This is a genomic window from Burkholderia sp. BCC0044 (genome assembly GCF_902832955.1).
Lineage (GTDB): Bacteria > Pseudomonadota > Gammaproteobacteria > Burkholderiales > Burkholderiaceae > Burkholderia.
Genome location: NZ_CADFDO010000010.1, coordinates 144,595 through 158,564 on the forward strand (window position 1 = coordinate 144,595; position 13,970 = coordinate 158,564).

Below are 13,970 nucleotides of genomic sequence, written 5' to 3' on the forward strand. Positions count from 1 at the left end.
GCCGCCCGCGCGCAACACTCGTTCACCTTGTCGGCCGCGCCGGCGTCACACCACGTCGGGCGACTGATGCGCGCGTTCGAGATCCTCGAGAAACGCCTCGACGACCGGATCGCCGCGCCCGTCGCGCGCCACGACCATGTGGAACGTGACCTCGTAATGCAGCCGATCCGGATTGAGCGGCGCGAGCAGCCCCTGCGCGACGTACGGCGCCGCGAAGTGCTGCGGCAGATAGCCGAGGTGATGGCCGGACAGGATCAGCAGCGCGACGGCCTCCATGTTGTCGGCGGTCGCGGTCACGCGATCGGGCGTCGTCGACATCTGCGCCTCCGGCAGCGGATACGAGCGCCACGCCCACTCGAAGCCGGCCACGTCGGCCGGCGTCAGCGTGCCGGCGCCGTCGAACAGCGGATGGCCGCGGCCGCAATACGCGACCTGCCGCTCGATGAACAGCGGCGTGTAATGCAGCGTCGGCACGCGATGCCAGAAATAGCCGACCGCGATCTGGATCTCGTTGCTCAGCAGCTTTTCCTCGAGATCGCCGGGCGCGCGCACCGAAATCGAGAAGCGCACGGCCTCGTCGCGGGTGCGGAACGCGGCGATCGCCTCGGCGATCCGCGCGTTCTGGCTCACCGGCGTATGGCCGATCAGGCCGATGTTCAGCGTGCCGACCAGCTGGCGGTCCATGTGCCGCGCGGCCATCCCGAATTCGTCGAGCGCGGCCAGCAGCTTGCGGCTCATCGCATGGAACCGCTCGCCCTTCGGCGTGAGCCGGAAGCCGCTGCGGCCGCGCTCGCAAAGCCGGTAGCCGAGCCGCGTCTCGAGCGACGACAGTTGCGCGCTGATCGTCGACTGGCCGACGTTCAGCATCGCCTGCGCGGCCGACACGCCGCCCGCGTCCGTGACCGCGAGAAACACGCGGATCAACCGCAGATCGAGGGTCGACAGATTCCCCAGCACGTTCATCCCCTTCCATACATCGATGAAGATCGATGTTTACGTCGATATCTTCGCATTCTTCTTTGCCGGCGGAGCGCGTAAAACTGTGCGCCAGGCCGCGTCGCATGATACGGCACCCCCACATCGGAAGAGACGACCCCATGAACGACCACACCCATTTCCAGCCGCTCGGCGGCAATGAAATGCCGCGCTCCGGCGGCATCGCGACGATGATGCGCCTGCCGCACGTATCGAGCGCCGAAGGCCTCGACGCCTGTTTCGTCGGCGTGCCGTTCGATCTCGGCACCTCCAACCGCACCGGCGCGCGCTTCGGCCCGCGCCAGATCCGCACCGAATCCGTGCTGCTGCGCCCGTACAACATGGCCACGCGCGCCGCGCCGTTCGATTCGCTGCAGATCGCCGACATCGGCGACGTCGCGATCAACCCGTACAACCTGCACGATTCGATCGCCCGCATCGAGGCCGCGTACGACGCGATCCTCGAGCACGACTGCAAGCCGATCACGCTCGGCGGCGACCACACGATCGCGCTGCCGATCCTGCGCGCGATCCACCGCAAGCACGGCAAGGTTGCATTGATCCACGTCGATGCACACGCCGACGTGAACGACACGATGATGGGCGAAAAGATCGCGCACGGCACGCCGTTCCGCCGCGCGGTCGAGGAAGGGCTGCTGCACGGCGACAAGGTCACGCAGATCGGCCTGCGCGGCACCGGCTACGCGGCCGAGGATTTCGACTGGTGCCGCGAGCAGGGCTTCCGCGTCGTCCAGGCCGAGGAATGCTGGAACAAGTCGCTCGCGCCGCTGATGGAAGAAGTGCGCGCGCGCATCGGCGACACGCCCGTCTACATCACGTTCGACATCGACGGCATCGATCCGGCCTACGCACCGGGCACCGGCACGCCGGAAATCGCGGGCCTCACGGTGCCGCAGGCGCTCGAGATCATCCGCGGCGCGAAGGGGCTGAACATCGTCGGCTGCGATCTCGTCGAAGTCGCGCCGCCGTACGACCCGTTCGGCACCACGGCGCTGCTCGGCGCGAACCTCGCGTACGAGCTGCTGTGCGTGCTGCCGGGCGTCGCGTACCGCGACTGACACCGGCGCCGCCACTATTCCAAATCAGAGGATTCCAGAGGAGCACACAGAAAGATGGGGACTTCCGTCAAGCAACCGAAGCGGGCGGCGCTCGCTTCGTTCGTCGGCACCACGATCGAGTGGTACGACTTCTATAGTTATGCGACCGCCGCCGCCATCGTGTTCGGGCCGCTGTTCTTTCCCGGCGAAAACCGCTTCATCAGCCTGCTCGCGTCGTTCGGCTCGTTCGCGGTCGGCTTCTTCGCGCGGCCGCTCGGCGGCGTGATGTTCGGCTATCTCGGCGACCGCTTCGGCCGCAAGCGCTCGCTGCTCGCGACGCTGATGCTGATGGCCGTGTCGACCGTCGCGATCGGCCTGCTGCCCACGCATGCGCAAGCCGGCGTGATCGCCCCGATCCTGCTGGTGCTGATGCGCGTGCTGCAAGGCATCGCGGTCGGCGGCGAATGGGGCGGCGCGGTGCTGCTGGCCGGCGAGCATGCGCCCGAAGGCAAGCGCACGTTCTTCGCATCGTTCGCGCAGCTCGGCAGCGCGAGCGGCCTGATCCTGTCGATGCTCGCGTTCGGCGCGGTCAGCACGCTGTCGAAGGACGACATGATGAGCTGGGGCTGGCGCGTGCCGTTCCTCGCGAGTTCCGTGCTGCTGATCGTCGGCTTCGTGATCCGCGCGAGCGTGTCGGAATCGCCCGAGTTCGAGGAAGTCAGGAAGAGCGGCAACATCGCGCAAAAACCGCTGCGCGAGGCGCTCAGGCACTGGCCGCTGCTGCTGCTCGCGATCGGCGCGAACGTGTACGGGATCGCCGGCGTGTATTTCAGCAACATCTTCATGATCAGCTACGCGACGCAATTCCTGTCGCTCGACCGGTCGATGGTGCTGCATTGCATGACGATCGTCGCGGTGCTGCAGTTCGTCGTGCAGCTCGCGGCCGCGTTCCTCGCGCAGCGCTTCGGCACCACGCGCGTGCTGCTGATCACCGGCGCATGGGCGATGATCGTCCCGTTCGTGATGCTGCCGCTCGTGCACCTGGGCACGCCGGTGTCGATCACGGTCGGCGTCGGCCTCGCGACGCTCGCGGAATCGGGCTACTACTCGGTGGTCGCGGGCTTCGTCAGCGGCATCTTCGTCGCGCGGATCCGCTATACGGCGATCTCGATCGCGTACCAGGTGTGCGGCGCGCTCGCCGGCGGCCTCACGCCGCTCGTCGCGACGCTGATCGCGCAGGACACGGCCCCGCAATGGTGGCCGCTCGCGATCCAGTACACGAGCGCCGCCGTGCTGTCGTCGCTGTGCGTGTGGCTGATCTCGCGCCGCGTCAGCATCGACGATGCAAACGCGCCCGGCAAGACGAACGACGCGCTGCCGCGCGGCACGCGCACCGCATAGCGCTCGACGCGTAGCGCCTGTCGCATAGGCATGCATGACGAAAAACGACCCGCTTCCGCGGGTCGTTTTTTGCCGTCCGATCGTCGATCGCCGACCGCGACGGTATCGCACGGCGTTCGCTGCGTCACTGCACCTGGCTGCGCAGCGTCTTCGCGGCGGCGACCATGTTCGTCAGCGCCGGAATCACTTCCGCCCACTGACGCGTCTTCAGCCCGCAGTCCGGGTTCACCCACAGACGCTCCGCCGGAATCCGCTCGGCCGCCTTCTTCATCAGCCCGACGATGTGATCCTGCGTCGGAATGTTCGGCGAATGGATGTCGTACACGCCCGGCCCGATTTCGTTCGGATACTTGAAGGTGTCGAACGCGTCGAGCAACTCCATGTCCGAACGCGACGTCTCGATCGTGATCACGTCCGCGTCCATGTCGGCGATCGACGCGATGATGTCGTTGAACTCCGAATAGCACATGTGCGTGTGGATCTGCGTGTCGTCCTGCACGCCGTTCGCGGTGATGCGGAACGACTCGACCGCCCACTTCAGGTAGTCGTCCCATTGCGCGCGGCGCAGCGGCAGCCCTTCGCGCAGCGCCGCTTCGTCGATCTGGATCACGCGCACGCCGGCCTTCTCGAGATCGAGCACTTCGTCGCGGATCGCCAGCGCGAGCTGGTAGCACGATACCGAGCGCGGCTGGTCGTCGCGCACGAACGACCAGTTCAGGATCGTCACCGGGCCGGTGAGCATGCCCTTCATCGGCTTGTCCGTCAGCGACTGCGCATAGGCGATCCATTCGACCGTCATCGCCTTCGTGCGGCTGATGTCGCCGAACAGGATCGGCGGCTTCACGCAGCGCGAACCGTACGACTGCACCCAGCCGAACTGGCTGAACGCGTAGCCGTCGAGCTGTTCGCCGAAGTATTCGACCATGTCGTTGCGTTCCGCTTCGCCGTGCACGAGCACGTCGAGTTCGAGCGATTCCTGTTCGCGCACGCTGCGTTCGATTTCGGCCTGCATCGCCGCGCGATAGCCGGCTTCGTCCAGCGCGCCGGTCTTGAACCGGCTGCGCGCCTGGCGGATCTCGCCGGTCTGCGGGAACGAGCCGATCGTCGTCGTCGGGAAGGCCGGCAGGTTCAGGCGCGCCGATTGCTTCGACGCACGCTGCGCATAGGGGCTCGCGCGGTTGCCGAGCTGCGCGTCGATGCGCGCGATCGCGGCCTTCACCGCCGGGTTGTTCACGCGCGGCGAGCGGCGGCGCGAATCGAACGCGGCGGCATTCGCGGCCAGTGCGTCGGCCACCTTGTCGCGGCCTTCGTTCAGCGCGGTCGCGAGCACCTTCAGCTCGTCGAGCTTCTGCAGCGCGAACGCGAGCCACGAGCGGATTTCGGCATCGAGCTTCTCTTCGCTTGCGAGATCGACCGGCACATGCAGCAGCGAGCACGACGGCGCGAGCCACAGGCGGTCGCCCAGTTGCTTCGCGAGCGGCTCGAGCCAATCGAGTGCCGCGTTCAGGTCGGTCTTCCAGATGTTGCGGCCATTGATCGCGCCCACCGACAGCACGCGCTCGGCCGGCAGTTCGCGCACCAGCGCGTCGACTTCGTCGCGTGCATTGATCGCGTCGATATGCAGGCCGTCGACCGGCAGCGACGCCGCGAGCGTCAGGTTGTCCTGAAGCTGGCCGAAGTAAGTGGCGAGCAGCAGCTTGATGCGGCGCGTTTCCAGCGCCGCATACGCGGTACGGAATGCCTGGCGCCATTCGGCGTCGAGTTCGGTCACGAGGATCGGCTCGTCGATCTGCACCCATTCGACGCCCTGCGCGGTCAGCGTATCGAGCAGCGCACCGTACACCGGCAGCAGCTTCGGCAGCAGCGCGAGGCGATCGGAATCGTCCTTCGCCTTGCCGAGCCACAGGTACGTGACGGGGCCGAGAATCACCGGTTTCGCATTCACGCCCTGCGCGTTCGCTTCGGCGAGTTGCTGCAGCAGGCGCGACGGATCGAGCGAGAAGTTCGTGTCCGCATGGAACTCCGGCACGATGTAGTGATAGTTCGTGTCGAACCACTTCGTCATTTCACCGGCCGCGACCCCGCCGCAGCACGCCGCATGCTCTTCCGCCGACTGCGCCGAACGGCCGCGCGCGACGCGGAAATAGTTGTCGAGCGCATCGCCGTGGAAATCCTGCACGCGCTTCGGCAGGTTGCCGAGCGTGAAGCTCATGTCGAGCACCTGGTCGTAGAACGCGAAGTCGCCGATCGGCGCGAGATCGAGATCGCGCTGGTCGTGCCAGTGGCGCCGGCGCAGCTCGGCGCCGAGCGCCTTCAGTTCGTCGCGCGACGATTCACCCTTCCAGTAGCGTTCGAGACCGAACTTGAGTTCGCGCTTCGCGCCGATGCGCGGAAAACCGAGGTTGTGTGTCGTGACCATGAAGCTGCCGTCCAGAAGAAAGAGTAGATCCGGCAGCCATCATAGGGATTTCAAACCATGAAATAAAATGGCATTATTTCATTCATCCATTAACATTTTTCATGCATCCGTGGGATGCGCGCGATCCATGCTGGAACGATTCCATCTCGTCGTCATTCGTGAAGTCGAGCGCCAGGGCTCGCTGACCGCGGCGGCCAACGCGCTGCACCTCACGCAATCGGCGCTCAGCCACACCGTCAGGAAAATCGAGCAGCAGCTCGGCACGCCGATCTGGGATCGGGAAGGCCGCGGCCTGCGGCTCACGCAGGGCGGCCAGTATCTGCTGAAGCTGGCGAACCGGCTGCTGCCGCAGTTCGAGCTCGCCGAGGAGCGGATGAAGCAGTACGCGAAGGGCGAGCGCGGCACGCTGCGCATCGGGATGGAGTGCCACCCGTGCTACCAGTGGCTGCTGAAGGTCGTGTCGCCGTACCTGTCGCGCTGGCCCGACGTCGACGTGGACGTGAAGCAGCGCTTCCAGTTCGGCGGCATCGGCGCGCTGTTCGGCTACGACATCGACGTGCTCGTGACGCCCGATCCGCTGAACAAGCCGGGGCTGCGCTTCGATCCCGTGTTCGACTACGAACAGGTGCTGGTGGTCGCGGATTCGCACCGGTTCGCGAATGCCGACTACGTGACGCCCGAGCAACTGACCGACGAGATCCTGATCACGTACCCGGTCGAAACCGACCGGCTCGACATCTACAACCAGTTCCTGACGCCGGCCGGCATCGTGCCGAGGCGGCACAAGTCGATCGAGACGACCGACATCATGTTGCAGATGGTCGCGAGCGGGCGCGGCGTGGCCGCGCTGCCGCGGTGGCTCGCCGACGAGTACGCGGACCGGATGCCGGTCGTGCCGGTCAAGCTGGGCAAGAACGGCATCGCGAAGCAGATCTTCCTCGGCATCCGCGAAGCGGACGCATCGATCGACTATCTGGCCGCGTTCGTCGCGCTGGCGCGCGAATCGACGTGGAGCGCGCCACGCATGCTGCGCTAGGCGCGCCCGGTTGCGATCGCGTCAGGTGGCGCGCATGCCGGCGCGCTCGCCGCGCTCGACCCACGCGCCGAACAGCAGGCCGATCGTCGTCCACATGATCACCTGCATGCCGATGGCCGCCACGCGGAACTTCCACAGCAAGGCCGCCGGGAAATCGGCCGGCAGCTCGCTGACCGAAGGCAACCCGATCTGCACGGCCGCGATGATCGCGACGAACACCAGCCCGGCGACGATCGACGCGTTCCACTGGCCGAGCTTCGCCAGCAGATGGCGGCGCACGCCGACCGAGAACACCATCGTCGCGACCGAGATCGCGATCATCAGGAAGAACAGGCCGGTGCGATAGCCGATCGTGTCGGGGTCGCCGACCGACGGCGGATTGGCCGGGTACTTGAGATTCGGCACGATCACGAGCGCGACGAACGCGGCCAGCGCGAGCCACGCGGCCAGCGGCCGTGCCGGCAGGCGGCTGCCGCGTCCGTACGCATACGCGAAGACCAGCGAGAACAGCCCGCCGAATGCCGCGCCGTAGGTCACGACGCCCGTCAGCAGCCCGAGGCCGGCCTGCGTCTGGCGGCTGACCAGCTCGGGCTCCGGCGCCTCGCCTTGGGCGGCGGCGTTTTTTTCTTCGAAGGAGATTGCCTGATCGACTTGCGGTTCGCCGACGATCCTGGCGAAACCGAACGTGAGGAGGCCCGCGGCGATGCCTGCGAGCATCCCGCGCATGAGCAGCTTTCCGACCATCGCAGGCTCCGCGTCAGTGGCAGGGAAAGCCGAGCAGATGGCGGCCGTCGTGCACGAATTCGTGTACATACATGCCCGGCACGAGCGACGTCGCGCCCTGTTCCGCACCGACGAAATACAGCGCGAGCAGCAGGATCAGGCCGACGAACACGGCCCACGGCAACAGCTCACGGACGGGGATGGGTGCCGGCACGACCGCCGGCTTCAGCACTGCTTCGCTCATGGATGCACCTCAGGGGAATCGCGCCCCGACAAATGATGGATGGGTACGAAGGCAGGTCTGGCTTCCGGGATCATCGATTCCCCGGTTACAGTGGCGCGACCGCGCCGGAATTGCACCGGCTTCCGCGCTTCGTATCGGGCGAATTGTACGCGCGAACGTTCGCGTATTGAAGCGATGACACGTGGGCGAGCGCGCCCCGTTCCGGATCATCCGACAACCGACATGACCCTGCCTGCCTCGCTCTGCCTGATCGCCCACGCATCGACCCGCGCCATGCGCACCGGCACGTTTCCAGACGACGATCCGCTCGACGCGCCCGGGCTCGCCGAAGCCGCTGCGCTGCGCGGCCGGTGGACGGGCGTTGCGGGCGCGCTCGTGCTGTGCAGCCCGGCATGCTGCGCGAGGCAGACGGCCGACGCGCTCGGGCTGCACGCCGAGATCGACGACGCGCTGCGCGACATCGACTACGGCCACTGGCGCGGCAAGCGGCTGCACGATCTCGCACGCGACCTGCCTGACGAACTTGCGGCGTGGATCGGCACACCATCCGCGTCGCCGCATCGCGGCGAATCGTTCGACGCCGCCGCGCATCGGGTCGGCACATGGTTGGACGGATTGCCGCGTGATCGCGACGTCGTCGCGATCACGCATGCGCCGATCGTCCGCGCGGCCATCGCGCATGTGCGGCGGATGAGTCCCGAAGCGGCCACGCGTCTCGACGTCGCGCCGCTGTCGGGCACGACGTTCGTCGCGTCGCCGGCCGGCTGGACGTTGGCCGCGACGGACATCGTGCTCGGCGCCGGCACCTAAACCGCTTGGCATGTTTACTATGTGAGCCGACGATGCGCGCCCAACGCTTCGCAGGCAGCCGCTCGCCTTACATCCCGTAAGACACACCGTTCGTCCTCCCGACTGTCATCAAACTGACTGCTAGCCACAGCTAGGATCGGACGAGGTTCCCTCACGAGATGCCGTCATGAATCAACCCGCTTCGTCCGCCCCGAACAATCCGGCCTCCATCGCGCGCACCAAGCAGATCGGCTATGCCGCGTTCCTGCTGGTGCTCGTGCTCGGCGCCGTCTATATCGCCACGCACCTGGTCGCCGATCTGGCGCCGGTTCGCGAAGGGACACTGTTCCCGTACCTGCTGCTCGGCGCCGCACTGCTGATCGCGCTCGGCTTCGAATTCGTCAACGGCTTCCACGACACCGCGAATGCGGTCGCGACCGTGATCTACACGCACTCGCTGACGCCGAACGTCGCGGTGATCTGGTCGGGCATGTGGAACTTCCTCGGCGTGATGGTCTCGAGCGGTGCCGTCGCGTTCGGCATCCTGCAGTTGCTGCCGGTCGAGTTGATCCTGCAGGTCGGCAGCGGCTCGGGCTTCGCGATGGTGTTCGCGCTGCTGATCGCCGCGATCGTCTGGAACCTCGCGACCTGGTATTTCGGGTTGCCGTCGTCGAGCTCGCATACGCTGATCGGGTCGATCATCGGCGTCGGGCTGATGAACCAGCTGATGCACGGGCCGTCCGGCACGAGCGGCGTCGACTGGGGCCAGGCGCTCGGCGTCGGCAAGTCGCTGCTGCTCTCGCCGATCGTCGGCTTCCTGTGTGCGTCGCTGCTGCTGCTCGTGCTGAAGGCCGTCGTGCGGATTCCGGAGCTGTACAAGGAGCCGCCGAAGGATCAGCCGCCGCCGTTCTGGATTCGCTGCCTGCTGATCCTCACCTGCACCGGCGTGTCGTTCGCGCACGGGTCGAACGACGGGCAGAAAGGGATGGGCCTCATCATGCTGATCCTGATCGGCACGGTGCCCACCGCCTATGCACTGAACAAGGCCGTCACGCCCGCGGAATCGCAGACCTTCGTGGCGGTCGCGAACCAGGCGGCGGCGACGTTCGGGAAGTACACGAACGGCGTCGCGCCGTCCGCGAACCCGCGCGCCGACGTCGAACACTACGTGCAGCATCGTGAACTGACGCCCGCCGTGCTGCCGGCCGTCGCGCAATTGTCCACGTCGCTCGCGACCGCCGTCGGCGCGTCGGGCTCGATGGCGGCCGTGCCGCAGCGCGACGTCGACAACGTGCGCAACACGATGTATCTGGTGTCCGAAGCCATTCGTCTGCTCGAGAAGGCGGGCCAGCCCGCGTTCGCCGCCGACGACAAGCTCGCGATCGACAACTATCGCAAGCAGCTCGACCACGCGACCAAGTTCATTCCGACGTGGGTGAAGGTCGCCGTCGCGATCGCGCTGGGCCTCGGCACGATGGTCGGCTGGAAGCGAATCGTCGTAACTGTCGGTGAAAAAATCGGCAAGCAGCATCTGACGTACGGACAGGGCGCATCGGCCGAACTCGTCGCGATGCTGACGATCGGGGCCGCCGACATGTACGGGCTGCCCGTGTCGACGACGCACGTGCTGTCGTCGGGCGTCGCGGGCACGATGGCGGCGAACGGCTCCGGGCTGCAATGGAGCACGGTGCGCAGCCTCGTCCTCGCATGGGTGCTGACGCTGCCGGCGTCGATCGCGCTGGCGGCGGGGCTTTACTGGTTGTTCCGGTCGCTGGCCTGATTGGAGGCGCGGCGGGTGGCGGGCGTTGGCCGGCTACCCGCCGCGGTAGATTGGATTTGTCGCTTCTCCGCTTCTCCGCTTCTCCGCTTCTCCGCTTCTCCGCTTTCCCGCTTTCCCGCTTTCCCGCTTTCCCGTTTTCCCGTTTTCCCGTTTTCCCGTTTTCCCGTTTTCCCGTTTTCCCGTTTTCCCGTTTTCCCGCTTTCCCGCTTCCCGTCTCTCTGCTCCGGCACGTCGCCACGTTCAGTGTGTCGATGCCGCGCCTTCAGCGTTTCCCCGTTTCCCCGCCCGAATTAAAACGCAAGATCTGGAGCGTGCCGGCGCCCGAACGCCGCTAGACTGGGTTCATCAACTTTCATCGTGGATTCGACCGTGCGCGACTGCACGGCGCCACACTGCCGATGCCCCGAGGTACGCCCGTGAACATTGCCGATCTGCAACCTGCCGTCGAATCGCTGAACATCGCGCAACGCGTCGACACCCTCGACTGGCCGACCGTCGATGCCGAACTCGATCGCTACGGATGCGCGCGCGTGCCGGGCCTGATGTCGGCAAGCGAGTGCGAGGCGCTCGCGTCGCTCTATCCGCGCGATGCGCTCTATCGTTCACGTGTCGTGATGGCGCGGCACGGCTTTGGCCGCGGCGAGTACAAATATTTCGCGTATCCGCTGCCTGCGGTCATCGCCGAGTTGCGCGCGACGATCTACCCGCATCTCGCGCCGATCGCGAATCGCTGGAACCAGGCGCTCGGGATCGATGTCCGCTATCCGAAAGACCATGCGACGTTCCTCGGTCGCTGCCATGCGGCGGGACAGACGCGACCGACGCCGCTGATCCTGCAATACGGCGCCGACGACTACAACTGCCTCCATCAGGACCTGTATGGCGAACACGTATTCCCGCTGCAGGTCGCGATCCTGCTGTCGGCGCCGGGCCGCGATTTCAGTGGCGGCGAGTTCGTGTTGACGGAGCAGCGACCGCGCATGCAGTCGCGTGCGGAAGTGGTGCCGCTGACGCAAGGCGACGCGGTGATATTCGCGGTACACGGCCGGCCCGTGCAGGGCACCCGCGGCGTCTATCGCGTCAACCTGCGCCACGGCGTGAGCCGGATTCGAAGCGGCCACCGCCACACGGTCGGCATCATCTTCCATGACGCGCAGTAGCGGGAGTCGGGACGATCGCACTGCCGTCGCACCGCCTGTCGCGCATCGCATTCATGCTCGGCCCTGCCAGCGCGCATCATCGTTCGGAGAGCGTTCCGACCAGGCATGACGGCCAGAAGGCCATTCGCCCGCGATGACTGGAGACCGATTGTGCTGACCGACAAGCGATCGCGGCCGCAACGAATCAATGCTTCAGGTGAGTGCCGCAAAAACATCAGCACTCACCTGTCGCCCCGCGACTACGATTTGCAGTCCGGCCTATCCTCGCGCGACGCTGGCCCGCAGCCGGTCGCCGGCATTGGAAGCCAGCCGTGCGTAGCCCGGCAGCGTCAGCAGCGCGAGCACGCCCGCCGCGACGAACGCCCAGCGGAAATCGTCGAGTACGTAGTGCATGCCGGCCGCATCGCCGCGCACCAATGCCGCGAGCCGCAGCGACAATGCACCGAACGCGATCCCCATCCCGATCGTCATCTGCTGCGCGGCGCTCCAGAGCGTGCTGGCCGCGCTCGTCTGCTGAGCCGGGATATCCGCATAAGCGAGCGTCGCGAGCGTCGTGAATTGCATCGACCGCGTGAGCCCGTAGACGAATACGACGAGCAGCGTGATCGCCAGTGGCGTCGACGCGGTCAGCCAGCCGCATGCGATCGTGAAGATGCCGACGATCGTCACGTCGACGAGCGCGACACGCCGAAAGCCGTAGCGGTCGAGAATCCACGACGTGCCCGCCTTCATCCCGAGATTGCCGAGCGCGCTCGCGAGCAGCAGCAGGCCTGACTGGAACGGGGACAGCCCGAAGCCGATCTGGAACAACAGCGGCAGCAGATACGGGACGGCGTTGATCGCCATCCGCGTGATCGAGCCGGTAACCACCGTCACCGAGAACGTCGGCACCTTCAGCGTCGTGAAATCGAGCAGCGGATGCGCACAGCGTCGCGCATACAGCCATGCGGCGATGCCGAACAGCACGCTTGCGCCCACCAGGACACCCGCGCGCGTGAAGTCGACATCCTGCTGGCCGGCCGCTTCGGTGCCGATCAGCAGGCAGGTCAATGCGCCGCCGGCCAGCACGAAGCCGACCCAGTCGAGCGGCCGTTGCTCGTCGGCTCGCGTATTCCGGACGATGAGCCACGTGCAAACGAGTGCGGCGAGGCCGAACGGGACGTTCAACAGGAAGATCCATCGCCACGATGCGTAGGTCGTGATGAAGCCGCCGATCGGCGGCCCGACGACGGGCGCGACGATGCCCGGCCACGTGATCGTCGCGATCGCTCGCATCAGCTTCGCCTTCTCGGTACTGCGCACGACGATCATTCGCCCGACCGGCACCATCATCGCCCCGCCGACACCCTGCAGCAACCGGGCAGCCGTGAACGACATCACGCCTTCGGACAGCCCGCACAACACCGACGCGCCGGTAAAGACGACGATCGCACTCGCGAAGACTGTGCGTGAACCATAGCGGTCCGCGATCCAGCCGCTGATCGGAATGAATACCGCGAGCGCCAGCATGTAGGCGGTCATCCCGAGACTCAGCGCATTCGGCCCGACACCGAACGAGCTCGCCATTTGCGGCAGCGCAGTCGCGATCACCGTCGTGTCGAGATACTCCATGAAGAACGTCGCGGCGACGAGATACGGCAAGAAGTCGGTCGTCCGACCACTTTGAGCAGAGCTGTCAGTCATGAACGATGCAGGAGACGGAAGGTACAAAAGCGCCGACCGCCGGCGGATGCAGGCAAGCACCGGGGAATCGGGACGAACGGTGATATTACCCCGAAGGGCTTGCTCCCCGCTCTGCCGAGCATGTCGCGCGAATGAACTTTATGCGCATAGATTTTTATGATGATTTCGCGCTGCGTTCGCCGAGTGGTGTAGATGACGCGGTGCACCGAATAGCGGGCAGATGATGCGGGGTTTTCGTCCGAAAGCAGTTGTTATTGGTCATTGTCGACCAACATCGCTCATCACCGGCCATCACAACATCATCGCCGGGTGGGCATGGACAGAGTTGGCCGGAATCGATCCGAAGACGGAAGGTCCGGTTGGCGGAGGGGAAAATTCCAGACGGCACAACTGCGGAGTGCTCGAGAACAGCAGAGCGATGAATGACGGGCTCGGCGCGGCAATGGATCGCGTCAGCGGAAAGCCGGCGTACGTAGTCTCAGTAACGCTTCGTCGCCCGCATATTTCCGACGCCACAAATGCAAAAACCCCCGCCTGTTCGGGCGGGGGTTTCTGGCTTAGGGAGCCTGACGATTACCTACTTTCACACGGGAATCCGCACTATCATCGGCGTAGAGTCGTTTCACGGTCCTGTTCGGGATGGGAAGGGGTGGGACCGACTCGCTATGGTCATCAGGCAAAGAGGGTTGTTGCGTTGCTTCG

At 65.9% G+C, this 13,970-nt stretch carries 11 protein-coding genes, 1 rRNA gene and 1 riboswitch; of the genes, 6 read left to right on the forward strand and 6 right to left on the reverse strand.

The features are described from left to right. Positions 1-45: 45 nt before the first annotated feature. Entirely contained in the window at positions 46-963 is a 918-nt protein-coding gene (locus HWX14_RS35625; RefSeq protein WP_175886716.1) for a LysR family transcriptional regulator, read from the reverse strand. A 134-nt stretch (positions 964-1,097) separates the two neighbouring features. On the opposite strand from HWX14_RS35625, the gene speB reads away from it, so the two are divergent. Further along, on the forward strand, positions 1,098-2,054 hold the full coding sequence (gene speB / locus HWX14_RS35630) for an agmatinase (protein ID WP_175886717.1): 957 nt from the start codon (positions 1,098-1,100) through the stop codon (positions 2,052-2,054). Positions 2,055-2,108: 54 nt separating this feature from the next. Beyond that, the gene (locus tag HWX14_RS35635) at positions 2,109-3,434 is read left to right on the forward strand and encodes an MFS transporter (RefSeq protein ID WP_175886718.1); all 1,326 of its coding nucleotides are present in this window, start codon (positions 2,109-2,111) and stop codon (positions 3,432-3,434) included. 124 nt (positions 3,435-3,558) lie between these two features. On the opposite strand, the gene metE is transcribed toward HWX14_RS35635, so the two are convergent. After that, on the reverse strand, positions 3,559-5,853 hold the full coding sequence (metE, locus tag HWX14_RS35640) for a 5-methyltetrahydropteroyltriglutamate--homocysteine S-methyltransferase (RefSeq protein WP_175886719.1): 2,295 nt from the start codon (positions 5,851-5,853) through the stop codon (positions 3,559-3,561). Positions 5,854-5,980: 127 nt separating this feature from the next. Between metE and HWX14_RS35645 the strand changes: the two genes are divergently transcribed. Next, on the forward strand, positions 5,981-6,889 hold the full coding sequence (locus HWX14_RS35645) for a LysR family transcriptional regulator (RefSeq protein ID WP_175886720.1): 909 nt from the start codon (positions 5,981-5,983) through the stop codon (positions 6,887-6,889). Positions 6,890-6,910: 21 nt separating this feature from the next. Here HWX14_RS35645 and HWX14_RS35650 read toward each other — a convergent pair whose 3' ends face one another. Both HWX14_RS35650 and HWX14_RS35655 read right to left on the reverse strand, forming a co-directional pair. Continuing rightward, entirely contained in the window at positions 6,911-7,633 is a 723-nt protein-coding gene (locus HWX14_RS35650; RefSeq protein WP_175886721.1) for a CbtA family protein, read from the reverse strand. 13 nt (positions 7,634-7,646) lie between these two features. Beyond that, positions 7,647-7,856: a CbtB-domain containing protein gene (locus HWX14_RS35655; protein WP_006488502.1), complete on the reverse strand. Its 210-nt coding sequence runs from the start codon at positions 7,854-7,856 to the stop codon at positions 7,647-7,649. Between the two features lie 32 nt (positions 7,857-7,888). Then, positions 7,889-8,032, reverse strand: a riboswitch (cobalamin riboswitch). Positions 8,033-8,078: 46 nt separating this feature from the next. On the opposite strand from HWX14_RS35655, the gene HWX14_RS35660 reads away from it, so the two are divergent. The 3 genes from HWX14_RS35660 to HWX14_RS35670 all read left to right on the forward strand — a co-directional run bounded on the left by HWX14_RS35660 (position 8,079) and on the right by HWX14_RS35670 (position 11,585). Beyond that, a complete protein-coding gene (locus tag HWX14_RS35660) occupies positions 8,079-8,666 on the forward strand; it encodes a histidine phosphatase family protein (RefSeq protein ID WP_175886722.1) in 588 nt (195 codons plus the stop codon). A gap of 166 nt (positions 8,667-8,832) precedes the next feature. Then, entirely contained in the window at positions 8,833-10,425 is a 1,593-nt protein-coding gene (locus HWX14_RS35665) for an inorganic phosphate transporter (RefSeq protein WP_175886723.1), read from the forward strand. 398 nt (positions 10,426-10,823) lie between these two features. After that, on the forward strand, positions 10,824-11,585 hold the full coding sequence (locus HWX14_RS35670; RefSeq protein ID WP_175886724.1) for a 2OG-Fe(II) oxygenase: 762 nt from the start codon (positions 10,824-10,826) through the stop codon (positions 11,583-11,585). A 258-nt stretch (positions 11,586-11,843) separates the two neighbouring features. On the opposite strand, the gene HWX14_RS35675 is transcribed toward HWX14_RS35670, so the two are convergent. Together HWX14_RS35675 and rrf are read right to left on the reverse strand one after the other, a co-directional pair. Beyond that, a complete protein-coding gene (locus HWX14_RS35675; RefSeq protein ID WP_175886725.1) occupies positions 11,844-13,268 on the reverse strand; it encodes a DHA2 family efflux MFS transporter permease subunit in 1,425 nt (474 codons plus the stop codon). Between the two features lie 564 nt (positions 13,269-13,832). After that, positions 13,833-13,945, reverse strand: a 5S ribosomal RNA gene (gene rrf, locus HWX14_RS35680). Between the last annotated feature and the right edge of the window lie 25 nt (positions 13,946-13,970).

Bases quoted from the DNA above. Each gene is read 5' to 3' on its own strand.
- HWX14_RS35625 (WP_175886716.1), bottom strand. From the start codon at position 963: ATGAACGTGCTGGGGAATCTGTCGACCCTCGATCTGCGGTTGATCCGC.
- speB (WP_175886717.1), top strand. From the start codon at position 1,098: ATGAACGACCACACCCATTTCCAGCCGCTCGGCGGCAATGAAATGCCG.
- HWX14_RS35635 (WP_175886718.1), top strand. From the start codon at position 2,109: ATGGGGACTTCCGTCAAGCAACCGAAGCGGGCGGCGCTCGCTTCGTTC.
- metE (WP_175886719.1), bottom strand. From the start codon at position 5,853: ATGGTCACGACACACAACCTCGGTTTTCCGCGCATCGGCGCGAAGCGC.
- HWX14_RS35645 (WP_175886720.1), top strand. From the start codon at position 5,981: ATGCTGGAACGATTCCATCTCGTCGTCATTCGTGAAGTCGAGCGCCAG.
- HWX14_RS35650 (WP_175886721.1), bottom strand. From the start codon at position 7,633: ATGGTCGGAAAGCTGCTCATGCGCGGGATGCTCGCAGGCATCGCCGCG.
- HWX14_RS35655 (WP_006488502.1), bottom strand. From the start codon at position 7,856: ATGAGCGAAGCAGTGCTGAAGCCGGCGGTCGTGCCGGCACCCATCCCC.
- HWX14_RS35660 (WP_175886722.1), top strand. From the start codon at position 8,079: ATGACCCTGCCTGCCTCGCTCTGCCTGATCGCCCACGCATCGACCCGC.
- HWX14_RS35665 (WP_175886723.1), top strand. From the start codon at position 8,833: ATGAATCAACCCGCTTCGTCCGCCCCGAACAATCCGGCCTCCATCGCG.
- HWX14_RS35670 (WP_175886724.1), top strand. From the start codon at position 10,824: ATGCCCCGAGGTACGCCCGTGAACATTGCCGATCTGCAACCTGCCGTC.
- HWX14_RS35675 (WP_175886725.1), bottom strand. From the start codon at position 13,268: ATGACTGACAGCTCTGCTCAAAGTGGTCGGACGACCGACTTCTTGCCG.